This is a genomic window from Bryobacter aggregatus MPL3 (assembly GCF_000702445.1).
GTDB classification, from domain to species: domain Bacteria; phylum Acidobacteriota; class Terriglobia; order Bryobacterales; family Bryobacteraceae; genus Bryobacter; species Bryobacter aggregatus.
The window spans coordinates 2,911,777-2,933,426 of the sequence record NZ_JNIF01000003.1; the positions used below are offsets into that span (position 1 = coordinate 2,911,777).

General features: G+C 58.4%; 24 protein-coding genes. 19 read left to right on the top strand and 5 right to left on the bottom strand.

Going from position 1 to position 21,650, the window contains the following annotated elements; translation table 11 throughout:
- Nucleotides 1-9 precede the first annotated feature (9 nt).
- Nucleotides 10-1,170 (top strand): ABC transporter ATP-binding protein, encoded by a 1,161-nt coding sequence (locus tag M017_RS0113605; protein WP_051670048.1) that lies wholly within the window; start codon nt 10-12, stop codon nt 1,168-1,170.
- Nucleotides 1,167-2,330 (top strand): M24 family metallopeptidase, encoded by a 1,164-nt coding sequence (locus M017_RS0113610; protein WP_031498588.1) that lies wholly within the window; start codon nt 1,167-1,169, stop codon nt 2,328-2,330. Before M017_RS0113605 ends, M017_RS0113610 begins: the two co-directional genes overlap by 4 nt.
- Nucleotides 2,331-2,849: 519 nt before the next feature.
- Here M017_RS0113610 and M017_RS0113620 read toward each other — a convergent pair.
- The gene (locus M017_RS0113620) at nt 2,850-4,373 is read right to left on the bottom strand and encodes a Gfo/Idh/MocA family protein (protein ID WP_238325885.1); all 1,524 of its coding nucleotides are present in this window, start codon (nt 4,371-4,373) and stop codon (nt 2,850-2,852) included.
- Nucleotides 4,374-4,603: 230 nt separating this feature from the next.
- On the opposite strand from M017_RS0113620, the gene ffh reads away from it, so the two are divergent.
- From ffh to M017_RS0113680, 12 genes are read left to right on the top strand one after another with little or no spacing between them, the layout of a single operon-like run.
- A complete protein-coding gene (gene ffh, locus M017_RS0113625; protein WP_031498592.1) occupies nt 4,604-5,995 on the top strand; it encodes a signal recognition particle protein in 1,392 nt (463 codons plus the stop codon).
- Nucleotides 5,996-6,050: 55 nt separating this feature from the next.
- Nucleotides 6,051-6,308 (top strand): 30S ribosomal protein S16, encoded by a 258-nt coding sequence (gene rpsP / locus M017_RS0113630; protein WP_031498594.1) that lies wholly within the window; start codon nt 6,051-6,053, stop codon nt 6,306-6,308.
- Between the two features lie 27 nt (nt 6,309-6,335).
- A complete protein-coding gene (locus M017_RS0113635) occupies nt 6,336-6,566 on the top strand; it encodes a KH domain-containing protein (RefSeq protein WP_031498595.1) in 231 nt (76 codons plus the stop codon).
- Between the two features lie 13 nt (nt 6,567-6,579).
- Nucleotides 6,580-7,104: a ribosome maturation factor RimM gene (rimM, locus tag M017_RS0113640; RefSeq protein WP_031498596.1), complete on the top strand. Its 525-nt coding sequence runs from the start codon at nt 6,580-6,582 to the stop codon at nt 7,102-7,104.
- A complete protein-coding gene (trmD, locus tag M017_RS0113645) occupies nt 7,101-7,844 on the top strand; it encodes a tRNA (guanosine(37)-N1)-methyltransferase TrmD (RefSeq protein ID WP_031498597.1) in 744 nt (247 codons plus the stop codon). The genes rimM and trmD overlap by 4 nt, the downstream gene beginning before the upstream one ends.
- Nucleotide 7,845: 1 nt before the next feature.
- On the top strand, nt 7,846-8,196 hold the full coding sequence (rplS, locus tag M017_RS0113650) for a 50S ribosomal protein L19 (RefSeq protein ID WP_031498598.1): 351 nt from the start codon (nt 7,846-7,848) through the stop codon (nt 8,194-8,196).
- A gap of 12 nt (nt 8,197-8,208) precedes the next feature.
- Nucleotides 8,209-8,841, top strand: coding sequence for a ribonuclease HII (locus tag M017_RS0113655; RefSeq protein WP_080507740.1), 633 nt, complete (start codon nt 8,209-8,211; stop codon nt 8,839-8,841).
- Nucleotides 8,841-9,128 carry a hypothetical protein gene (locus M017_RS0113660; RefSeq protein ID WP_031498600.1) on the top strand — a complete coding sequence of 96 codons (288 nt, stop codon included), beginning with the start codon at nt 8,841-8,843 and terminating at the stop codon, nt 9,126-9,128. The genes M017_RS0113655 and M017_RS0113660 overlap by 1 nt, the downstream gene beginning before the upstream one ends.
- On the top strand, nt 9,125-9,916 hold the full coding sequence (gene lepB / locus M017_RS0113665; RefSeq protein WP_080507741.1) for a signal peptidase I: 792 nt from the start codon (nt 9,125-9,127) through the stop codon (nt 9,914-9,916). The genes M017_RS0113660 and lepB (M017_RS0113665) overlap by 4 nt, the downstream gene beginning before the upstream one ends.
- Nucleotides 9,917-9,949: 33 nt before the next feature.
- Nucleotides 9,950-10,762, top strand: coding sequence for a signal peptidase I (gene lepB, locus M017_RS0113670; protein ID WP_238325886.1), 813 nt, complete (start codon nt 9,950-9,952; stop codon nt 10,760-10,762).
- A gap of 8 nt (nt 10,763-10,770) precedes the next feature.
- On the top strand, nt 10,771-11,862 hold the full coding sequence (locus M017_RS0113675; protein WP_031498603.1) for a mannose-1-phosphate guanylyltransferase: 1,092 nt from the start codon (nt 10,771-10,773) through the stop codon (nt 11,860-11,862).
- Between the two features lie 5 nt (nt 11,863-11,867).
- On the top strand, nt 11,868-12,887 hold the full coding sequence (locus M017_RS0113680) for an oxidoreductase (protein WP_031498604.1): 1,020 nt from the start codon (nt 11,868-11,870) through the stop codon (nt 12,885-12,887).
- A 75-nt stretch (nt 12,888-12,962) separates the two neighbouring features.
- On the opposite strand, the gene M017_RS29345 is transcribed toward M017_RS0113680, so the two are convergent.
- Complete coding sequence (locus tag M017_RS29345) at nt 12,963-13,112, bottom strand: hypothetical protein (RefSeq protein WP_155121405.1); 150 nt, start codon at nt 13,110-13,112, stop codon at nt 12,963-12,965.
- Nucleotides 13,113-13,243: 131 nt separating this feature from the next.
- Nucleotides 13,244-13,639, bottom strand: a complete 396-nt coding sequence (locus M017_RS0113690; protein WP_155121406.1) for an outer membrane protein assembly factor BamD — start codon at nt 13,637-13,639, stop codon at nt 13,244-13,246.
- 19 nt (nt 13,640-13,658) lie between these two features.
- Here M017_RS0113690 and uvrC point away from each other — a divergent pair, with 19 nt between their 5' ends.
- The 3 genes from uvrC to M017_RS0113705 are packed head-to-tail and all read left to right on the top strand — an operon-like array spanning nt 13,659 to nt 17,341.
- On the top strand, nt 13,659-15,470 hold the full coding sequence (uvrC, locus tag M017_RS0113695; RefSeq protein WP_051670051.1) for an excinuclease ABC subunit UvrC: 1,812 nt from the start codon (nt 13,659-13,661) through the stop codon (nt 15,468-15,470).
- A 30-nt stretch (nt 15,471-15,500) separates the two neighbouring features.
- Nucleotides 15,501-16,085 (top strand): tetratricopeptide repeat protein, encoded by a 585-nt coding sequence (locus M017_RS0113700; RefSeq protein WP_031498608.1) that lies wholly within the window; start codon nt 15,501-15,503, stop codon nt 16,083-16,085.
- A 44-nt stretch (nt 16,086-16,129) separates the two neighbouring features.
- Nucleotides 16,130-17,341, top strand: a complete 1,212-nt coding sequence (locus M017_RS0113705) for a hypothetical protein (protein WP_051670053.1) — start codon at nt 16,130-16,132, stop codon at nt 17,339-17,341.
- On the opposite strand, the gene M017_RS0113710 is transcribed toward M017_RS0113705, so the two are convergent.
- Nucleotides 17,302-18,720, bottom strand: coding sequence for a M28 family peptidase (locus tag M017_RS0113710; RefSeq protein ID WP_051670055.1), 1,419 nt, complete (start codon nt 18,718-18,720; stop codon nt 17,302-17,304). The genes M017_RS0113705 and M017_RS0113710 overlap by 40 nt on opposite strands.
- Nucleotides 18,721-18,742: 22 nt before the next feature.
- On the opposite strand from M017_RS0113710, the gene M017_RS0113715 reads away from it, so the two are divergent.
- Both M017_RS0113715 and M017_RS0113720 read left to right on the top strand, forming a co-directional pair.
- Nucleotides 18,743-19,162, top strand: a complete 420-nt coding sequence (locus tag M017_RS0113715) for a secondary thiamine-phosphate synthase enzyme YjbQ (RefSeq protein WP_031498612.1) — start codon at nt 18,743-18,745, stop codon at nt 19,160-19,162.
- 2 nt (nt 19,163-19,164) lie between these two features.
- Nucleotides 19,165-20,100, top strand: a complete 936-nt coding sequence (locus tag M017_RS0113720; protein ID WP_031498613.1) for an aldo/keto reductase — start codon at nt 19,165-19,167, stop codon at nt 20,098-20,100.
- A 254-nt stretch (nt 20,101-20,354) separates the two neighbouring features.
- Here M017_RS0113720 and ftsZ read toward each other — a convergent pair whose 3' ends face one another.
- Nucleotides 20,355-21,650, bottom strand: a complete 1,296-nt coding sequence (gene ftsZ, locus M017_RS0113730; RefSeq protein WP_202901653.1) for a cell division protein FtsZ — start codon at nt 21,648-21,650, stop codon at nt 20,355-20,357.

Genomic DNA, 21,650 nt, shown 5'->3' on the forward strand with positions numbered 1-21,650 from the left:
CTAGAGAACGTGATCTCTGTTCAGAATGTATCGAAGCGATACATCACTCAGCCTGGATTTTGGCGCGGCCGCAAGGCGCATAAGGCGGAGGCCCGGAATGAATTCTGGGCCCTGCGCCACGTGTCTTTCGACGTGCCGAAAGGCGAAGTCTTTGGCCTGGTGGGACCGAATGGAGCAGGGAAGTCGACCCTGCTCCAGGTGGTGGCCGGCATCCTGCAGCCCACTGAAGGCCGCGTCCTCACGCAAGGACGCATCAGCGCGCTGCTCGAACTCGGCGCTGGTTTCAATCTCGAATTCACGGGCCGCGAAAACGTCCGTCTCAATGCTGAACTGCTTGGCCTCTCCCGCCGCGAAATCGAAGCCGCACTCCCCGCCGTCGAAGACTTTGCTGAACTCGGCCACTTCTTTGATCGGCCCGTTCGCGAATACTCCACCGGCATGTACGTCCGCCTCGCTTTCTCCGCCGCAATCCACCAACAGCCGGAAACGCTGATCGTTGATGAAGCACTGGCCGTCGGTGACGCCCGCTTTGCGAACAAGTGCATTCGCCGTCTCGATGAACTCAAGCAGAGCGGCGCGACGATCCTGTTTGTCTCGCACGATCTCGGTATCGTCAAGCGGCTCTGCACCAGTGCCGCGCTACTGTGGCATGGTGAGATCGCGATCCTGGGCACCCCGAAAGAAATCGCCGATGAGTACTCGCGCCGCGTCCAACAAGGGCTGTTGCCCGTTTCGGCGAGCGATCCGATAAGCGCTACGGGTACGCGCATCCTATCCGCCTCGCTGCACCTGCCAGGTTCCGAACCTCGCACCCAGTTTGAAATCGGCGACACCATCGTTCTCGAGACCGAGGTTGCCGTCGCCCAGCCTGGTACCGAATTCCAGCTCGGCATTCTCATCCGCAACCGCCAGGGCATCGACATCGCAGGCACCAATACGCAAATTGAAAACACGCCGCTCCGTGTCGATGGACCGGCCCGTGTTCAGGTTCGGGTGAGCTTCCCCTGCCACCTGACGCGAGGCGACTACACCGTCACTCTCGCCACACAATCTCCGGACGGAGCCCGCCACGATTGGCGCGATGACTTCCTCGAGTTCCAAGTCCACGACCGTCGCGACTACGCCGGCAACCTCTGGCTCGATGCTAAGTTTGAATACACAATCCTATGAGCAGCATCCAGCAAGCCCTCGAAGAACTGGACCTCGACGCCTGGCTCTTCTTTGATCACCACCAGCGTGACCTCATCGCCTATCAGATCCTGGGTCTCCCCACGACTCAAATGGCCAGCCGCCGCTGGTATTACCTGATCCCCCGCCAAGGCACACCGCAGAAGCTGGTGCACCGTATCGAGTCGAAGATTCTCGACACTCTGGATGGTGACAAGCAAGTTTATTCCGGCTGGCGCGAACACGCAGAAGGTCTAGCCAAGTTGCTCGCAGGCAGCAAGCGCATCGCGATGCAATACTCGCCAAATTGTGCCATCCCCTATGTCTCGATGGTCGATGGCGGCACTCTCGAACTGGTGCGCAGCCTGGGTGTCGAAGTGGTTTCTTCCGCCGATCTGGTGCAGACCTTCCATGCGACGCTTAGCGCGCAGCAGATTGAATCGCACCTTGAGGCGGGCCAGAAGATGGACCTCATCCGCGCGGCTGCTTTTGCACAAGTGACGGAATCCCATCGCAATCGCCGGCCGCTCAATGAGTACGAGCTCCAAGGCTGGCTGCTCGAAAGCTTCGAGCGCGAAGGCCTCTTCGCCGATCACGGCCCCATCGTTGCGGTCAATGCTCATGCGGCCGATCCGCACTACAGCCCCTCGGCCACCACGGCCTCGCTCATCCAGCCCAATGATTTTCTACTGATCGACATGTGGGCCAAGCTCAATGCGCCGGGCTCGGTCTACTACGACATCACCTGGACCGGCTATTGCGGCACGAATGTTCCGAGCGAGATCGACAACGTGTTCGAGATCGTAAAAACCGCCCGCGATGCCGCCTTCGAGCGTGTGAAGCGCGCGCGTGCAAACAACGGCAAGCTGCACGGCTTTGAAGTCGACGATGCGGCTCGCGAATCCATCACCCAAGCCGGTTACGGCAATCAGTTCGTCCATCGCACCGGACACTCGATCACCACCGACATCCACGGCACCGGGGCGAACATGGACAACCTCGAAACGCACGACACGCGGCTCATTCTGCCGCATACCATCTTCTCGATCGAACCCGGAATCTATCTCGACCACTTCGGCATCCGTTCCGAGTTCGACGTGCTGGCCGAGGAGCGCAGCGCGCGCGTCACCGGCGCGATCCAGCAGGCGCTCTTGCGAATCTAAGAGAGACGGCGCATTCGTTACGCCGAATCCGCTGGATATCCCGAAAACGCTGGCTGATCTGGTGGGTCGCTCGATCCTGATTGTGGAAGGCACAGTCCGGAAGACCTACCCCTCACGAGAGACAAGTCCTCGCGCCTTCGAGACGGACGCAGTGATTGGCATCTCAAAAGTACTCAAGGGATCAAACCTCTCAGAGGAGATTGTGATCTCTCAGCGTGGAGGAACTAATGATGGCGTTACCGTCAGCCCGGTTCAGTATTCTCTCGTAGAGAGTGGGACAAGATGCCTGTGGTTTTTGACAGAAGATCAGCGGACGGATGCACCCTCCGATGGGAGAGCGGAAAAGGTTTTTTGTCACCGGAGCGTGGTCGGGAATGCTCTGCGTCGAGAATGACAAAATTCAAGTGAAGGCGCGGCAACCGGACCCCTTTCGTCTTCGCTATCAAGGTCAGACTTTAGAGCAGGTGAAGTCCGAGCTGCAAATGATCCTGTCGAAAGCGCCTTGATGCCTGATCCACGCTAGAGCTTCAACTCCCAGCCTTTGCGGAAGTTCGGCTTCACGTACTTGTTGGCCTCGGCGCTATTGGTGAAGCGCAGATTTTTGCTGTCCCAGTCGAGCTTGCCGGGGACGCGGAAAGCGATCACGCCGAGCAGCATCCATTCGGCGTAAGGCCCGGAAACACTGAAGTTTGAGCAACTCGGGTCTCCGCCCTTGCAAGCGCGAGCCCAGTCGGTCATGTGGCCAGGCGAACGCGTCAGCAGTGGAGCCGGAAGCGTGTAATCCTTCCAGCGATCGGCCGGAAGCAGATGGACGCCCTCACCACGGCTGACGGTCGCCATCATGCCTTTGCTGCCCACAAACACGGCGCCATTGCCGGTGAGGATTCCCGGCTGCATGGGCGCCGAGGGCTCCCCATAAACTTTCACTCCCGGCCCTCCCGCTCCCATGCGCGGCGCATTCGGATCGCGAGGACGCGGCGGCCCGGCTGCTGCCGCCACGCGCCCGCGGCCTTTGTTGCCAAGATTGTCGCTCGGCGGCAGGATCATCTCGCTCTGCATTCCTGGCACATGATAAGCCTCAGGATCGGTCGGCTGCGTCGAATCATGCCAGAAGATCGAAACCGGCGGCATCTCGCCGCGAGCCGGGAAGTTGAAGCGCAGCACCGCGCGCACTGGGAAGCCATACTTGCTGCTCTTCTCGATCTGGATGCACTCGACACTCTCCGGCGCGCCCAGCATCAACGCCATGTTCACCGGCCCCATCGAATGGATGCCCCAGTTGCCGATCTGTCCAGTCCCAAAATCAAAGAAACCGCGCCAGTTGTAAGGCGCCAGCGCCTCATGAAAACTTTGCATCGGCGCGCCGCCCAGCCAAAGATCGTAGTTCAAGGTGTCGGGCACGCTCTTCTCGGGCAGCGGCGCTTGCAGGCCGGTCGGATGTGTCCCTGGCGTGCAGGACACATGCACTTCCTTCACATCGCCGATCTCGCCCGACCACAGAATCTCGGAGGCCACCCGGATGCTCTCATGCGAATAGCCCTGATTGCCCATCTGCGTCGCCACCTTGTACTTGACGGCGGCATCGGCTAGCAGCCGCGCCTCCCAGGGCGTGCGCGTCAGCGGCTTTTCGACATAGACATGCTTGCCGCGCTGCATCGCCGCCAGGGCGACGGTCGCGTGCATGTGATCGGGAATCCCAATTGTGCAGGCGTCGATGTTGGAGCCTTCCTTTTCCAGCATCACGCGGAAGTCCTTGTACTTGTTCGCCTTCGGGTACTTGGCGAAATTCGCCGCCGAGCGCGCCTCGTCAACGTCCACCATCGCAACAATGTTTTCGGTCTTGGCTGCCTCGTTCAGGATCACGCCGCCTTGGCCGCCACAGCCTACCGCGGCAATGTTCAACTTGTTGTAGTAGGGTTTGTAGCCCAGCGCCTTGAGCGAGGCGATGGAGCCAAAGCCAGCAGCAGGGACGGCACCCGCAAGGACGCTGCCATAGAAGAAGTAGCGACGGGAGATGGAGGAGGACATAGGGTTTCCGCCCATCAGTCTATACCCATATACCAGCGAAGATGTGGTATCGAGGTACCTCGATACCACAAGACAGTGGTATCGAAAGACCCTAGCCCCGAAAAATGTGATATTTTTCGCTCTCTGTACCGAGAGTTGCGGTATTTATCGATTTCGATACCAGGAGCTGCGGTACATACCAATCTCTGCTAAAATCACAGTTTTGGTCGATTCCTGCCCAGAATCCCGATACAGTCAGATGTTAAATGTTCGATAGCTTAAGCGACAAACTCCAGCGCGTCTTCAAAAACCTGCGCGGAGAAGGAAAACTCACCGAGGCCAACATGGAAATGGCCCTGAAGGAGATCCGTGTCGCTTTGCTCGAAGCGGACGTTCACTTCAAGGTCGTCAAAGAGCTGATTGAGTCGGTGAAGGTGAAGGCGCTCGGCGAAGAAGTGCTGAGTTCCCTCTCTCCTTCGCAGCAGGTCGTCAAGATCATCAAGGATGAGCTGGTTCGCCTGCTCGGCACGCATCAGTCGCGCTTGCGATTTGCGAACGAGCCTCCCACCGTCATCATGATCGTTGGGCTGCAGGGCTCCGGTAAGACCACCTCCACCTCCAAGCTCGCCAAGTACCTGATCCACAAGGAAAACAAGCGCCCGCAGCTCGTCTCGGTCGACGTCTATCGTCCCGCGGCGCGCCAGCAGCTCGGCGTATTGGCGAAGCAACTGAATATTCCGATCTACGACGGCAACGTCGACGACAAGCCGCTCGAACTCGTGCGTGGCGCCAAGATGGCTGCCGTGCGCGAAGGGCGCGATGTCATCCTCGTCGATACCGCCGGCCGTCTGCATATCGACGACGCGCTGATGCAGGAACTGCAGGAGTTGAAGGAATACCTCAACCCCACTGAAATCCTCTTCGTCGCCGACGCGATGACCGGTCAGGACGCCGTGCGTTCCGCCGACGAATTCAATAAGCGCCTCGGCATCACGGGCATCATCCTCACCAAGATGGATGGCGACGCCCGCGGCGGCGCTGCGCTTTCGGTGCGCCAGATCACTGGCCAGCCGCTCAAGTTTGTCGGCGTCGGCGAAAAGCCGGACGCCTTTGAAGCCTTTCACCCCGACCGCGTCGCGCAACGCATCCTCGGCATGGGCGATGTTCTCAGCCTGATTGAGAAGGTCGAATCCGCCATCGATGTGAAGGAAGCCGAGAAGATGCAGCGCAAGCTCATCGAGAACGATTTCTCGCTCGAAGACTTCCGCGACCAGCTCAAGCAGCTCCGCAAGCTCGGTCCTCTCGATTCCCTCATGGGCATGATTCCTGGCATGGGCCAGATGTCCAAGCAACTGAAGGAAGCGAAGATGGACGAGAGCGAGCTCACCAAAATCGTCGCCATCATCGATTCGATGACGCCGCTCGAGCGGACCAATCACATGATCATCAATGGAGCTCGCCGTCGCCGCATTGCCAAGGGCAGCGGTACGGAAGTCCAGGATGTGAACAATCTTTTGAAGCAGTACACCCAGGCCCGGAAGATGATGAAGTCCTTAACGGATTCATTCGGCGGGATGGGCGGCAAGCTTGGAGGCTCGATGGCAAAGCGCCTCGCCAAGATGGGCTTGCCTGGAATGGACGACCTGATGCGGCGCTAGTCTGCTCCGCAATCATCCCCGCACACGAAAAGCTTTTGTAGAGGAGAATAGAAGGATGTTGATGATTCGTTTGGCGCGTTTTGGCTCAAAGAAGAAGCCGACCTACCGCGTCGTTGTGATCGAAAAAGAACGCGCCCGCAATGGCCGCGCCGTTGAAATTGTTGGCCACTACAATCCGGTCTCGCAGCCCCAGGAAGTGGTCCTGAAGCTCGACCGTATCAATCATTGGGTGAAGAATGGCGCACAGCCTTCGGACACTGTGGCTCGCCTGATCCGCAAGTACCCGGTTCCGGAAGTTGTAGCTGCTGCTTAAGCTTGTTCCCTAAAGGAGACCCACCGCATGAAAGAACTTGTGGAAGAGATTGCTAAGGCGCTTGTCGATACTCCCGCTGCGGTAGTTGTCAAAGAAGTGGAAAGCGATCGCGGCACAGTGCTGGAATTGCACGTGGCTCCTGAGGACATTGGAAAGATCATCGGAAAGCAAGGCCGCACGGCTCGTTGCATTCGCACTCTTTTGAGTGCGGGTGGAGCAAAGCTCGATCGTCGCTACGATCTTTCCATCCAGGAATAGATTTGAGCGGACAATGATTCCCGAAGGCTGGTTAACACTCGCCACCATCCTGAAGCCGCGAGGCAACAAGGGGGAAGTGCTGGTCAATCTGCTGACGGATGACATTGAGCGATTGCTCGAGGTGGAGTCTGTGAGCTGCTTTGAAGGCAACGGCAAAGAGCCGAAAGTCTTTGAAGTGGAAGAAGCCTGGATGCACCAGGATAAGGCGATCGTCAAGTTGGCCGGAATCGATTCGATCAACGATGCCGATACCTTACGCGGACTCGATCTCTGCATTCCACTCGGCGAGCGGCGGGAGCTGCGCGAAGGGGAAGTGTTTTTGAGCGACCTCATTGGTTGCCAGATCTTTGATCGGGCGGATGTCTTGCTTGGGACTGTGGCAGATGTCTACGAGGAAGGCTCTCAAGTTTGGCTCTCGATGGGGCCGGACGAGGTGCTGATTCCGTGGATTCCTGCTTTCTTCCCGGTACAGGATATTCCGAAGAAAAGGCTGGTCGCCGAGTTGCCCGATGGGCTGCTCGAAGTGAATCAGCAATGATCTTTCACATCTTGACGATTTTTCCGTCTTTCTTCGAAAGCACGCTGAAGTATGGCGTGGTCGCGAATGCAATCCAGGCGGGATTGATCGATGTCCGGGTGCACAATCTTCGCGATTGGACCACGGACCGGCACCAGACCGTTGACGACCGTCCCTTTGGCGGCGGCGAGGGCATGGTGCTGAAGGTCGAACCGGTCTACCGGGCGATCCAGTCGATTCTTCCCCAGCGTTTTGCCGCCGCGAACGAAGAAGGCAAAAGTTTCTCCTCACGTGTCGTGCTGCTCTCGGCGCAGGGCAAGCGCTTTGATCAAGCTGCTGCCCGCGATTGCCGACGGTACGATGAGATCCTGCTCCTCTGTGGACGCTATGAAGGCGTTGACGAGCGGATCACCGACCATCTGGTGGACGACGAGTTCTCAATCGGCGACTTTGTGTTGTCGGGCGGGGAACTGGGCGCTGCCTTGATTGTCGACGCGGTCGCGAGACTGGTTCCGGGGGTTCTCGGCAATCAGGCAAGCTCGCAATTCGAATCGTTCTCGGAGACAGACCGGGACGGTTCTCTTCTACTGGATTGTCCGCACTATACAAGACCGGCGGACTTCAACAGTTGGCGTGTTCCCGAGGTGCTCCTCGGTGGCAATCACGCCGCAATCAAGCGGTGGCGGCATGAAGCATCGCTCGCCAAGCGCGAAAAAAATCGGCCCGACTTAAGCGTCGGCGCAAAGGAAAGAGGCAATTGAAATGCAACACCCGGCTCTGGCCAAGGTCTTAGAAAAATACAAACGCACCGATCACCCGAACTTCCGCATCGGTGACACCATCAAAGTTTTTGTCCGCATCAAAGAAGGCGACAAGGAACGTACCCAGCTGTTTGAAGGCGTGCTGATCGCCCGCAAGAACACCGGCATGGGCGAGAATATCGTCGTGCGCAAGATGACCTTCGGCACCGGCGTCGAGCGTATCTTCCCGATCCACGCTCCTGTTGTCGACCGCATCGAAATCGTCCGCACCGGCCAGGTTCGCAAGAGCAAGCTGTACTACTTGCGCGCACTCAAGGGCAAGGCTGCCCGTCTCAAGGAACGCAGAAAATAAAAGCCGAATTCTTTGCTCTGCTCTTTGCGCAAAGAAGCCCGCTTGCGGGCGAACGGATATGTCTCTCCGGCCGGCGTCGATGAAGCCGGCCGGGGTTGTTTATTTGGACCCGTTTCCGCAGCCGCAGTCATTCTTCCCCAGCGTTGCCGCATTGCCGGCATTCGCGATTCGAAAACCGTCCCCTACGAGGAACGTCTGACCCTAGCCCAACAGATCCGCGCCGAAGCCATCGCCTACAGCGTCGCTTTTGCCAGTGTTGAGGAGATCCGCGAGATCAACATTCTCCAGGCCAGCCGCCTCGCCATGCTCCGGGCCGTACAAGCCCTCCAGCCCCAGCCCGATTTCCTCCTCGTCGATTTCGTCACGCTCGACACGCACATCCCCCAGGACAACATCGTCAAAGGCGATTCGATTTCCAAATCGATTGCCGCAGCCTCCATCCTGGCCAAGGTGGAACGGGATCTGTTGCTCGAGGAGCTTCACCAGCGCTTTCCGCATTACGGACTAGCCTCCAACAAAGGCTATGGAACACCCGATCATCTGGCCGCGTTAAGAAAGTATGGGCCCACGCCCGAACATCGTCATGATTTTGCGCCGGTTCGCGAAGTGATGTATCTGCTGCAGCAGCAGGAACTGGAGCTGTGATGGAGTACCGCTGGTACCACAAGCTATCCGGCGTGCTCTACGTCGTGCTCTGCTTTGAGATCGGGATCTTTCTCATCTTTTTCCCCTGGAGCGAATACTGGAAGCCGAACATGCTTTCTAATTTCAGCCCGGAATGGGGCATGTTCTGGATGAATCCCTTCTTCCGTGGCGCGGTCAGCGGCATTGGACTGATCAACATCTATTTCAGCGTTGTCGAGGCGTTTCGCCTGCGGCGCTTTGCGGTTTTGCCGGAGTCAGACGATGAGATTGAGAGGAGACCGGAATGAAACAGCCGAACTTACAAATTGGCATGCTCGAGCGTTGGAATCGCGCCAGGCTGCAGCTTGCTGAGACGCAGCGCGGCATGATTGCCGAGTGGACCGTCACAGTGCTGATCCTGCTCTTTGCCACCACCACGCTGGCTCAGGCCTTCGTGATTCCTACCGGTTCGATGGAAGACACGCTGCTGGTGGGTGACCATCTGCTCGTGGACAAGCTCAGCTATTCACCCGCTGGTTCTTTCACCAAGCACTTGCTGCCGTATCAGGATGTGCAGCGCGGCGATATCATCGTCTTCCGTTACCCTGAAGACATCAAACAGACCTATGTGAAGCGTGCGATCGGCCTGCCCGGGGATCACATTCGCATTGAAAACAAGCAACTCGTTTTAAACGGCAAGCAAGTCGCCGAGCCCTATAAGGTGCACAAGACTGGCTACATCGATTCGTATCGCGACAATTTCCCCTCCGAGCCGCTGATGCCGCTTTTCCCAGGTGGCAGACGGATGCTGCGCGAGAATGTGCAAGGTGGTGAACTTGTCGTTCCTGCCGGGGCCATTTTTGCGTTGGGGGACAATCGCGACGAATCCGAAGACAGCCGCTATTGGGGTTTTGTCCCGCGCGAAAACATCGTTGGTAAGCCGCTGATCATTTACTGGTCCTATGAATCCACCCGGGAGAATCTTTCGGGCAGTCCCATCAATCCCGACCATCTGAAAGATCTGGCGCTGAATTTCTTCACGAAAACCCGCTGGGATCGTAGCTTCCAACTGGTGCGCGGCTATCCACTTCAATAGGGGATCCACGATAATGACAAGAGAGCAGATTCAGTGAGCACTACAACTACGTCCCCTTCGCAACCCGTCCCGCAGCGTAGCGCATTCGAGCGTTGGAACGCCGCGCGGCTCCAACTGGCAGAGACCCAACGCGGCACCATCGGAGAGTGGACGGTGACGATTCTCCTGCTCCTCTTCGCCACCACAACGCTGGTGCAGGCCTTTGTCATTCCCACCGGTTCGATGGAAGATACTCTGCTGATTGGCGACCATCTGCTGGTGGACAAGCTGACCTATTCCCCGAAGGGCAGCATCTCCAAGTATTTGCTCCCCTACCAGGACGTGAAGCGCGGTGACATCATTGTCTTCCGTTACCCCGAGGACATCAAGCAGACCTTCGTCAAGCGCGCCATTGGCGTGGCTGGCGACCGCATTCGCATCGAGAACAAGCAACTCATCCTCAATGGCCGTCCGGTGCAGGAGCCCTACAAGTTCCATAAGACGGATTACTTTGATTCCTATCGCGACAACTTCCCCTCCGAGCCGAACATGCGTGTATATCCTGGCGCCGAGGAGATGCTGAACAAGCACGTCAAGAACAACGAGATCATCGTTCCCGAGAACTGCATCTTTGCCATGGGAGACAATCGCGATTCGTCGCTGGATAGCCGTTACTGGGGCTTTGTCCCGCGCGAGAACATCATTGGCAAGCCACTGATCATTTACTGGTCCTACGAGTCCTCGACCGACCGTCTGGCGGGCAGCCCGCTCAATCCGGAACATCTGAAAGATCTGGCTTTGAACTTCTTCTCGAAGACCCGCTGGAAGCGCACCTTCCAACTGGTGCGCGGCTACCCCCTCCAATAACAATCGACATGGCCATTTCCACTCCGCGAACTAACTACTACGGCTTGATCCTGGCCGGAGGCCGGGGCACCCGTTTCTGGCCCCGCAGCCGCAAGGCGAAAGCGAAGCAGGTGCTCAATTTCTTTGGCGAGCGCAGCCTCATCCAGCAGACCGTGGACCGGCTGCGGCCGCTGCTTCCTCCAGAGCGCATCTGGATCCTGACCAATGAGCATTTGAAGGATGAGATTGCGCGGCAGTTGCCCGAAGTGCCGAAGCGCCAGATCATCGCGGAGCCCGCGGCGCGCAATACGGCGCCTGCCATCGCGCTCGCCTGTCAGATGCTGCAGAGCCTCGATCCTGGGGCCGTGCTGGGCATTTTCCCGGCCGATCAGATCATCTCCCGTCCGGCGGTCTATCTGCGCGCTGTCAGGCCCGCCTTCCGCGCTGCCTCGCAGGGCGAGATGGTGGTGCTGGGTATCAAGCCACGTTATCCCGAAACCGGGTTCGGCTACATCGAATTTCCCAAGAAGACGAGCTTCGGCAACCTCGAGCCGGTGGCGATCTCCCGCTTCCGCGAGAAGCCCGATCTGCCGACGGCCAAGAAGTTCTTCAAGAGCGGTAACTATTACTGGAATGCGGGCATGTTCTTCTGGCAGGCTTCGCGGCTGCTCGAAGCACTGGAGACGCATCTGCCCAAGACGGCAAAGCTGATCAAGAGCCTGCCGCCCTTCCTGAGCCCGGACTTCTTTCCGGAACTGAGTCGCGTTTTCCCGTTATGCGAGAACATCTCGATCGACTACGCAGTGCTTGAGAAAGAGCCTGGCATCCTTGGGGTTCCGGCGCCCGAATTCGGCTGGAACGACGTCGGAAGCTGGAGCGCTGTTTACGACTTGCAGAAGCATGATGCAGAAGGCAATGCGAGCCGTGGCGAAGCGATTTTTGAGGCGAGCAAGGGCAATTATGTGGATGCCCCTGGCAAACTGGTGGCGCTGCTTGGCTGCGAGAATCTCGTTGTGGTCGATACCCCCGATGCGCTGCTTGTGCTCGATCGCAGCCAGGCCCAAAATGTGGGCCAGATTGTGAAACTGCTCGAAAAACAACGCCGCGACAGCTTACTCTAGTTGCGATGAATCGAATTCGCGTTGCCCTCGTTGGCTATGGCCTGGGTGGGAAAGTTTTCCATGCCCCGCTGATTGCTTCTATTCCGGAATTTGAACTGACCGCCATTGTCTCCTCCCGCAGGGAGCAGATCGCTGCCGATTTTCCGGGCCGTGTGATGGGCGATCGCACGGAGGGCGCAGACCTGGTGGTCATCAGCACCCCCGATGCCACTCATTACCCGCTGGCCGCCGCCGCACTGGAAGCTGGCCAACACGTCGTGGTGGACAAACCCTTCACCCTGAATCTCGACGAAGCAAAGCGCCTGGCACGGCTCGCAGAAGAGCAAGGACGATTGCTCTCGGTCTACCAGAATCGCCGCTGGGATAGCGACTTCCTCGGGCTGCAGGAGATTGTTGCCAGTGGACGGCTGGGGCAGATCACCCAGTTTGAATCGCGCATCGATCGTTATCGTCCGGAGGTCCGCCAGGGGACTTGGCGGGAGGGAAACCCCGACGCACCTGCCTTCTGGTTCGATCTTGGAGCCCATCTGGCCGATCAGGCGATCGAGTTATTCGGCGTGCCCGAGGCCGTCAGCCTCTTCACCGCGACTGTGCGTCCCACTGCCTCCGTCGAGGACTGGTTCCATGCGATCCTGCACTACCCAAAGGTTTGTGTCAGCCTTCATGCCAGTGCGCTGGTGCCTGGCGATACGCCGCGCTTTGCGGTCCATGGCATCGAGGGTTCCTGGATCAAGTACGGTGCTGATGTTCAGGAGGATCAGGCGAAGGCGGGCATGCTTCGTTCCGATGCTGCTTTTGGCGTAGATCCGCGGCCAGGATTCTTTACGCCGTCCTCGACCCGCGTTGCCGAGCCGATTCCTGTTCCCACGGGCGATCATGCGGGCTACTATCGCGCGGTTCGTGACGCGCTTGTGCATGGAGCGGCTAATCCGGTACCGCCTTCCCGCGCGGTCACGAATATGGCTGTGCTCGAGGCGGGCGCCCGGTCGCTGGTGACAGGCCGGCCAGAGATCCCCGAAAACTAACAAAGCCGTCCGCGGGAATCCCTGCGGACGGCTTTGTCATTTCAAAAAAGCGAAAGGGAGAGCGAAAAGCCCAGACTAAGCAGGCTTCTTCTTCTCTTCCATCTTGCCTTCGCCCTTCTTCTTCTTCTTCTTTTCTTCCTTCTTGGGTTCGTCCTTGCCAAACGACACGGTCGCGACACCCAACATCAGGGACATAGCCAGCAGAACAGACGCAAACTTCTTCATTGGTACTTTTTCTCCTACTTGAATCAGCGGTTGTGAACTCGCTGTACGAATATTACCCAGTCCCTGAGCCGTTTGTCCTTAAGTTTCAATTAAAGTTTTTCAACACGTGAGTTGATTTTGCTGTGAGCGCCCTACTTTGTGGGGTCCAGTTTCTTGCGGACTTCTGCAGCCCGCTTGTCGTCGGGCGCGAGTTCGAGGAACTTGGTCCAGGCCTCTTTCTTGCCTTTTTGGTTGCCGGCGCGCTCGCGGGCCTTGCCTAATTCATAGAGAGCGTCGGCGCTGGTGGGGTCCCAATAGGTGGCTTCGAGGAAGCGGCCCGAGGCTGCCCGGTAACTCCCTTTTTTCATGTAGTAAAGCCCGATCTTGATCTCTTTCTGCGCCTGCAGCGGGTTGAATTCGTATTCTTTCTTTTCCTTCATGAGCGTTTCGTCTTCTTCGGGCGGTTCGACTGGTGCGGGCGGCTGTTGCTGACCGGAAAGAAGTCCCGCGAAGAGACAGAACGAAGCGAATTTCAAACGTCGTGCCACAATTAAATTGTAGTCCCCCATGAATTGGATCGATATCCTCAAGGAAAAAGTCACCCAATTCCCAACTGGGCCTGGCGTGTACCTTTGGACCGACGCAAAGCAGACGGTCCTCTACGTTGGCAAGGCGAAGAATCTGCGGGCCCGCGTGCGCAGTTACTTCAACGACGACCGGCTGATCGAAGCGAAGACCGGCACGCTGGTTCACGAGGCCCGCGACGTCAGCTACATCCTGGTGGACAACGAGAAGGAAGCGCTTGGTCTTGAGAACAATCTCATCAAGCAGCACAAGCCGCGTTTCAACATCCTGTTGCGCGACGACAAAACGTACCCGTACATCAAGATCACAAACGAGAAGTATCCGCGGGTTTATGTCACGCGCCGGGTGCGCAAGGACGGCACTTACTACGGGCCTTACTTTCCGGCGAACCTCGCGTATCGCCTGGTGAACTTCATTCATCGTCACTTCAAAATTCCGAGTTGCAAGGTGGATCTCAACCGGAATCATACGCACCCTTGCCTCGAGTTCCACATCCATCGCTGCCATGGTCCGTGTGTGAAAGGGCTGGCCGATGACGGCGCGTATCAGGCTTCGGTGAACGATGTCCGGCGCTTTCTCGAAGGCAAGTTGAAAGATCTGACGAAGAATCTGGAGGCGCGCCGGGACGAGGCTGCGGAGAATCTGGAGTTTGAACGGGCGGCTTCGCTACGCGATCTGATTACGACGGTGGAGGAGATGGAGCAGCGCCAGAAGGTGGCTGCGGCCGAAGGGGACGACACGGATATCTTTGCGTTCTACGCCGAGCCTCCGCTGGTGGCGGTGAACCTGTTCCACCTGCGCCGGGGGCGGATCGTCGATCGCCGCGAGTTCTTCTGGGAAGACATTCCCCACTTCGATCCGAGCGACTTCTTTCAACAGTTACTCGTCCAGGTCTATCTGAACCAGCAGCACATCCCCGGCTCTATCCATGTGCCGATCGACTTTGAGGATCGCGATGTCCTGGAGGAATTGCTGACGGAGAAGCGCGGGCGCAAGTGCGAGATCCACACGCCGCAGCGAGGCGGCAAGAAGGCGATGCTGGGGCTGGTGGAGACGAATGCGCGGCATAGTTTCGAGCAGCGATTCCGGGTGCTGCGGCCTTCGTCGGATGCGATCAAAGAAGCGCTGAAGGATGCCTTGAATCTCGAAGACGCACCACGGCGCATTGAGTGCTTTGACATCTCGCACATCCAGGGCACCGACAAGGTGGCTTCGATGGTGGTGTGGGAAGACGGCAAGATGAAGAAGGCGGACTACCGCAAGTTCATCATCAAGACGGTGATCGGCAACGATGACTTCGCCTCGATGCGCGAGGTGGTGACGCGGCGCTATAGCCGTTTGAAGGACGAAGGGTTGCCGATGCCGGGGCTGGTGTTGATCGATGGTGGCCTGGGACAGTTGCATGCTGCGGCTGAGGCGCTGGAGGCGATTGGGATTATCAATCAGCCGCTCGCCTCGATCGCCAAGCGCGAGGAGATCATCTATGTCTTTGGACAGGAGGATGATCCGGCGATGCTCGACCGGCACAATCCGGTGCTGCATCTGATCCAGACGATTCGCGATGAGGCACATCGCTTTGCAGTCACCTTCCACCGCACCCGCCGCAATGCGAGCCGCCTGACGAGCGAGCTGGAAGCGATTCCGGGCATTGGGAAAATTACAATGCGCAAGCTGCTGACGCAGTTTGGGTCGCCGGAGCAGGTGAAGGGGACTTCGCTCGAGGCGCTGTCGGCGGCGATTGGGCCTGCGGCGGCGCGGCGGGTGCTGGACTTCTATCAGTCGCAGCCGGGATAGAAGTGAGTTCCTTCTGTTAGTCTCGGGCTTATGTTTCCTGCGATTCTGGTGTTACTTCTTGTCGCCCAGAACCCTACGTCAAGCGAACTCATGACAAGGGCTGGGAAAGCCTTCGCTGCTGACGATTTTGTTGCGGCCGAGCGGGACTTACGCGCTGTGGTGCAGATGGAGCCCTCTAATTTTGATGCGCAGAGTTATCTGGGGCATGCGCTGTTTCGTCAGGAGAAGTATCAAGAGGCCATTGCACCTTACGAGAAGGCGCTTGCCCTGGAGGGCAAGACGAAGAAGCTGGTGATGCAGGAGCATCGGATTCTGATCGATCAACTGGTCATGTCTTATGGACTCACCGGGAATCTGGCCAAGGTGCATCGACTGCTCGACGAGGCAATCCAACGGGACCCTGAGTACCCTCTGAACTACTACAATCGCGCCTGTGCGTTTGCCGAAGCCGGGGAGAAGCAGAAAGCTTTGACGAACCTCGAACTCGCGTTTGCCCGGAAGAAGAACATTCTGAAGGGAGAGCAGATGCCAGAGCCACTGAAAGATTCTTCGTTTCAGCGCTACCTTCGGGATGCGGACTTCCTCGCCCTCATGAAGAAGCTGGGGCTGGGCTGATCAAGGCGACAATGAAGGGGAATGGATTGGTTCTTACATCTCTCATGAAACTCCTCTTCTGCCTTGTTAGCTTCAGTCTTCTCGCCAGCGCGCAAGATTATCTCCTCCTCTCCGATGTCCTGAAGGAGGTTTCGGACAAGCCCGAGTTCATCAATACTTTGGTGGACCGGTTTGGAGTGCTCGATGCGGAGCAGGTGACGAAGCTTCGAGGCTACATTCGAGACAAGCAATGGAAGATGGTGGACTCTTTTCCTGGCCTAACCGTGAAAGAGTTGGGCCGCAGCATTCGCCTGGCGGGGAAGCTTCTGCCGAAGCCGAAGCCGGAGCACTCCGAGACGATCGACTTTACCGTGCCGCCGCTGAAAGACCTCGGTTATGGCTTGGCCTTTGGCGATGAAGTGGACCCCAAGCTGGCGCCGCTGCACAAAGACAGCGTGGAGCTTGCCACGCGGCTGAATGAGCCGCATCCTGAAAAACTGCTGGCAGAGTTACAGCAGAGCGGCCATACCGTGGAGATTCGCGATGCCCGCTATTTTTCGAATTTTGGCGATCTGAAGTACAAGGGCAGGGATGTGCTGACGCCCTTCTGGCTCGATACCGGGATTCCGATTCCGGGGCAGAAGCGGAATCTTCTGGTGCCCGCGCCGCACTCGCAACACGCCATTCTAGTGAATGGCCCCAAGTACCAGGCGGCACTCTGTTTCTATTTTGGGATCGATGGACGCGCCATCGTCCGGCCGATCGATACGAAGGACCAGGGTTGGGTGATGGGACATGTGGCGCATGTCTACCAGGGCGCGCAGGCCTTGGAGGCGATGCGGATGATCGGGGAAGTGATCCGCGTCTATGCTGCGATCCAGAAGGCGAATCCCGATCTGCCTTTCGGCGGGTATTACGTGCTTGGTGTTTGCAACGACCCGGGGGCGATTGTCGAGATGAAGATGACCGGCAAGACGACGCTTTACCCGCTGACGCTGGACCGCAAGTACTTTGCCGGACAGGGCGAGGTGACCGAGATTGTGAACCAACTGCCGCAGGATGAAGTGTCCACTGACAAGGCGCGCGTGATCGCCTCGATGCCGGTGGATGACCTGAAGCAAATTCCGATCGCGAGTTTGCGGTCTGACCTGCTGATTGTGCGCAGCGCGCCGGATGTGGCTCCGCGTGGCTTTTCACCCTGGCTCGCGCTCGGCTTCTTGCCGATTCTGATTGGCGGCTATTTCATCTGGCGCAGCTTCTCTGCCGCGTCACGATAAGCCTTTACCTTGACCTCATCGGCGTTCCAACGGACTCGCTCCGGCGCGTTTGCCATCAGCAGCGCGCCTTGCGCGATGGTGCGGGTGATCTTGGCCATGTTGTCGTAGTCGAGCTTATCCCAGTGGTCGCCACGCTCGTGATAGTCGGGGAAGGCATAGGTAACGCTGAGGGTGGTGGAGGGGATTCCGGCGGCTGCCAGCGCCGCATTGTCGCTGGCCATGAAGTAAGGCTCGTTGAACTTCTCGTGCTTGACGAGTTTCACCCCGGTTTCCTGGCCGGCCTCTTCGAGAAAGGTGTGGATGTTGGTGAAGTGGTAGCCGGTGAGGTTGGCCATGCCGACATTGGGGCCTTCACTGGAATCCGTGCGGCCGGTCTGCTCGAGATTCAGATCGGCAACGATCTGCCGGAGCGGCACAATCGGATGGTCAGCAAAGTAACGGCTGCCGAGGAGTCCCTTTTCTTCGCCGAAGAAGGCCACAAAGAGAATACTGCGCTTGGGCTTCCTGTCCACTAGAAGCCTGGCGCTTTCGAGCATGCTGGCTGTGCCGCTGGCATCGTCGTTGGCGCCGTTATAGATGTTGTCGCCGGGCTGATTGGGACGGATGCCGATGTGGTCGTAGTGAGCGCTGATGACGAGGTACTCGTCCTTCAGGCTGGCATCGCTGCCGGGCAGCAGGCCGACGACATTGCGGACGAGTTCCGGCTTGCGGCTGGCCTCACTGAGCTTTACGGTGGCCGTTAACTGTGTGGATGCCTTGAGGAAGTCCTCGGTGGCGGCGTCGGTGCTGCGCAGCAGTACGGCGCCTGCATTGCTTCTGCCATCGAACTCCAGGCTGACTTGCGGGAGCGGGGCAGGGATGCCGAGCAGTACGATCAGCTTGGCGCCCTTGGTGGCAAGGCGGTTCATGGCCATCATCGCGCCCGGTCCGGTGACGGGGCCGGAGAGGACAATAACGGGAGCAACGGTTTCCGCGCTGAGGTCTTTGAGTTCGCTATAGGAGAGCTTCTGCACGGAGGCATCGCTCAAGTCGAGCTTCGAGCCGACATTCCATTGCGCCGTCTCGAGCGGCACCTTCACGGTCTTGCTGCCGTCACTGAAGCTGAGCTCGAAGCCATGACGCTGGACGTGCCTGGCGATCGCCTTGGCGTCCTGGAAGTAGAAGCCGTTGGCGCCGGGCTTGATGCCAATGCGCCGGAATTCACTGGCGATGAACTCGCCGGCGATGGTGAGTCCGGGGGACGGAGTGTCGCGGCCTTCGAGGGCATCGCTCGCTAAAAATGAGACGATGGCTGCCAAGGCCTTGGGGTCTGCTTCTTTTACGACTTCTGCTGCGCCCAAGCTCAGACAGAGCAGGCCAAGGAACCACTTAGAACTCATTTCAACAGTGTATTCTGATGCCTTGCAGCACATTGGTCAACTGAATGTCCCGACTCGAGGCAAGGGACTTTACGATATCACCGCGCAGGTGGCGCGCTGGGTGGCGGAGCGAACAGATGGAACGGCGCTCCTGACTCTGTTTTGCCGTCATACCTCGGCGTCGCTCACGGTTCAGGAGAACTACGATCCGGATGTGATTGCCGACATCCAGACTTTCTTTGAGCATCTGGTGCCTGAGAATCCGCGCCTCTATACGCATACGCTGGAAGGTCCGGACGACATGCCGGCGCACATTCGCACGGTGCTCACGGGTGTGAATCTGAGCATTCCGGTGGATCGCGGCAAGCTGACTCTCGGCACCTGGCAAGGCATCTATTTGTTTGAGCACCGGCGCGCTGCCCACCAAAGAAACGTGGTGATACACTTGCTCGCAGAAGACTAAATATGAGCCAAACTCGTCGCGCCTTTCTTGGAAGTTCTGCTGCTCTTGCCGCTCTGCATGCTGCTCCGGCCATGCCGACGCGGTCCTTTAGCCACACGGGCCAGAAGATCTCGATCCTTGCTTTCGGGTGCGGCAGCCGCTTTTTGTCCTACAAGGATGAGGACGAAGCAACGGCAGTCATCCATAAGGCATTGGACCTTGGGATCAATTACTTTGATACAGCCTATGATTACGGCGCCGGCTTGAGCGAGACCCGGGTGGGCAAGGCTTTGGGCGCGCGGCGCAAGGATGTGTATCTGGTCACTAAGATTCCAGCCCGGAATGGCGATGCGGCGATGCGGATCATCGAAGGCTCGCTGAAGCGCTGCCAGACGGATCACTTCGATACGCTCCATATCCACTCTCTGACCACGAAAGAGGATCTGGCCGCGATTGAGGCGAAGGACGGCGTGCTGAACGTGATGTACAAGATGCGCGACCAGAAGGTGGCACGCAACATTGGGATCACCTGCCACACAGACCCGCATGTGTTGAAGACGGCGCTCGAGCGCAACGACTTCAATGTCACACAGTTTGCGTTGAATGCCGCGCGCGTCGGCCAGGCACTCAATGATGGCGACCCGTCGCGGGATAGCTTTGAAGCACTGGCGCTGCCGGTAGCGGTACGCAAGAAGATGGGCGTTACGGCGATGAAGATCTTTGCGCAGGACAAGCTGAAAGGCAAGGCGCCGGCCGCGAAGCTCATCCAGTATTCGCTGTCGCTGCCGGTGAGCGCAGTGGTGGTGGGCATGCCTACCATCGAGATGCTGGAGCAGAATGCCACGATAGCCAAGACCTACTCGCCGATGTCACACGAGGAGATGGGCGATCTGAACGGGCAGCTCTCTCAGTACAAGGCATCGATCGATCACTATTTCCACGATCACGTCGACGCCTAGCTTCATCGGTTCTTCTACTGCTGGGGCCCAGACTCGAATGTAGTCTGGGCCTGTTGTATTGGTGGCGCTGGCTGAATAAAGTGTTCGGATTGGCCATCGGCGCGGGCGAGAACTGCGATCCACCAAGCCAGCTGGGGCCAACTTGCGAAAAGGACATCCGTTTTCGTTCGGCCCCGGCAATTGCCTTCGGCGATGAATAGCTAGCTGGAAATCTGGTGATCTCCCGCTAGATCAGATGGGTAGCTAGTTCTGGCTTATTGGAAGAGGCGCCGTTCCCGCTTCAGGAACGCTGGCATGTCGTAGTCATCTTCTTCGGGCGCTGCTTCCTGCGGGGGAGGCGCCATGGGTTCCTCCACCGGCTCTGGCGCAAAGGCGTAGGCCTCGGGCTCTTGCGGCTCGATAATTACTGGTTCTGTGGGCGTGGGGAAGTTCTCAAAAGCGGGGAAGGTGAGCGGCTGTGGGGCCGCTGATGCGCTGGCGCTCAGATAGTGAGGCGTACCCATGATGACTTCCGGCATTTCGCTTTGCCGGACGCGCCGTTCAATCTGCGGCAGCGTCTCCCGTTCAAAGCCCGTCGCGATGACCGTGATTTTGACTTCCTGGCCCATGCTCTCGTTCATGACGACGCCGAAGTTGATCTGCACGTCGTCGAAGGCCGCTGCCTGGCGGATGAGCGAGCAGGCCGCATTCACCTCATGCAGCCCAAGACGGCTGGAGCCGGTGATGTTGATCAGGATGCCGCGCGCACCGCGCACGCCACCTTCTTCGAGAAGCGGACAACTGATGGCCTGTTCCGCTGCTTCCATCGCGGCGTTGTCGCCTGTGGCGGAAGCGGTGCCCATCATGGCGTAGCCCATGCCGGTCATGATGCCCTTGATGTCGGAGAAGTCACGATTGATCAAGCCGGGAGTCGTGATGATGTCGCTGATGCCTTGTACGGCCTGGCGCAACACATCGTCGGCGATGCGGAAGGCTTCAAAGAAGCTGGTGCCCTTGGGCACGAGGGAGAGCAGGCGATCGTTGGGAATCGGGATGACGGTGTCGACGGCGTTGGCGAGTTCGCAGAGGCCGCGTTCGCCACTCTTGCGGCGGCGGGGACCTTCGAAATCGAAGGGCTTGGTGACGACGGCGACGGTAAGGGCGTTGAGTTCGCGGGCGAGCGCTGCAACGACAGGCGCCGCACCGGTGCCGGTGCCGCCACCAAGGCCGGCCGTGACAAAGACCATGTCCGCGCCTTCAAGAATCTCGATGATCTTGTCGGTGTCTTCGAGGGCGGCGTTGCGGCCCACGGCGGGATCGGCGCCCGCGCCCAGGCCATTGGTAATCTTGGTCCCGATGGCGAGCTTGTTGGGCACCGGGGAGGCTTGCAAGGCCTGCTTGTCGGTGTTCATGATGTGGAACTCCACACCCGTCAGGCCAGAATCCATCATCCGCGCAACGGCATTGCTGCCGCCGCCACCCACTCCGATCACCTTGATCTTTGTGTTGAGCGAAAAGTCGTCCTCCAGCGAGAACTTCAACTTGCTTCCATTCATCAACGGGTTCAACAT

What these genes read in the sequence shown, in the direction of transcription:
- M017_RS0113610 (WP_031498588.1), top strand. Translation starts at nt 1,167, where the DNA reads ATGAGCAGCATCCAGCAAGCCCTCGAAGAACTGGACCTCGACGCCTGG.
- M017_RS0113620 (WP_238325885.1), bottom strand. Translation starts at nt 4,373, where the DNA reads ATGGGCGGAAACCCTATGTCCTCCTCCATCTCCCGTCGCTACTTCTTC.
- ffh (WP_031498592.1), top strand. Translation starts at nt 4,604, where the DNA reads ATGTTCGATAGCTTAAGCGACAAACTCCAGCGCGTCTTCAAAAACCTG.
- rpsP (WP_031498594.1), top strand. Translation starts at nt 6,051, where the DNA reads ATGTTGATGATTCGTTTGGCGCGTTTTGGCTCAAAGAAGAAGCCGACC.
- M017_RS0113635 (WP_031498595.1), top strand. Translation starts at nt 6,336, where the DNA reads ATGAAAGAACTTGTGGAAGAGATTGCTAAGGCGCTTGTCGATACTCCC.
- rimM (WP_031498596.1), top strand. Translation starts at nt 6,580, where the DNA reads ATGATTCCCGAAGGCTGGTTAACACTCGCCACCATCCTGAAGCCGCGA.
- trmD (WP_031498597.1), top strand. Translation starts at nt 7,101, where the DNA reads ATGATCTTTCACATCTTGACGATTTTTCCGTCTTTCTTCGAAAGCACG.
- rplS (WP_031498598.1), top strand. Translation starts at nt 7,846, where the DNA reads ATGCAACACCCGGCTCTGGCCAAGGTCTTAGAAAAATACAAACGCACC.
- M017_RS0113660 (WP_031498600.1), top strand. Translation starts at nt 8,841, where the DNA reads ATGGAGTACCGCTGGTACCACAAGCTATCCGGCGTGCTCTACGTCGTG.
- lepB (WP_080507741.1), top strand. Translation starts at nt 9,125, where the DNA reads ATGAAACAGCCGAACTTACAAATTGGCATGCTCGAGCGTTGGAATCGC.
- M017_RS0113675 (WP_031498603.1), top strand. Translation starts at nt 10,771, where the DNA reads ATGGCCATTTCCACTCCGCGAACTAACTACTACGGCTTGATCCTGGCC.
- M017_RS0113680 (WP_031498604.1), top strand. Translation starts at nt 11,868, where the DNA reads ATGAATCGAATTCGCGTTGCCCTCGTTGGCTATGGCCTGGGTGGGAAA.
- M017_RS29345 (WP_155121405.1), bottom strand. Translation starts at nt 13,112, where the DNA reads ATGAAGAAGTTTGCGTCTGTTCTGCTGGCTATGTCCCTGATGTTGGGT.
- uvrC (WP_051670051.1), top strand. Translation starts at nt 13,659, where the DNA reads ATGAATTGGATCGATATCCTCAAGGAAAAAGTCACCCAATTCCCAACT.
- M017_RS0113700 (WP_031498608.1), top strand. Translation starts at nt 15,501, where the DNA reads ATGTTTCCTGCGATTCTGGTGTTACTTCTTGTCGCCCAGAACCCTACG.
- M017_RS0113705 (WP_051670053.1), top strand. Translation starts at nt 16,130, where the DNA reads ATGAAACTCCTCTTCTGCCTTGTTAGCTTCAGTCTTCTCGCCAGCGCG.
- M017_RS0113710 (WP_051670055.1), bottom strand. Translation starts at nt 18,720, where the DNA reads ATGAGTTCTAAGTGGTTCCTTGGCCTGCTCTGTCTGAGCTTGGGCGCA.
- M017_RS0113720 (WP_031498613.1), top strand. Translation starts at nt 19,165, where the DNA reads ATGAGCCAAACTCGTCGCGCCTTTCTTGGAAGTTCTGCTGCTCTTGCC.
- ftsZ (WP_202901653.1), bottom strand. Translation starts at nt 21,650, where the DNA reads ATGTTGAACCCGTTGATGAATGGAAGCAAGTTGAAGTTCTCGCTGGAG.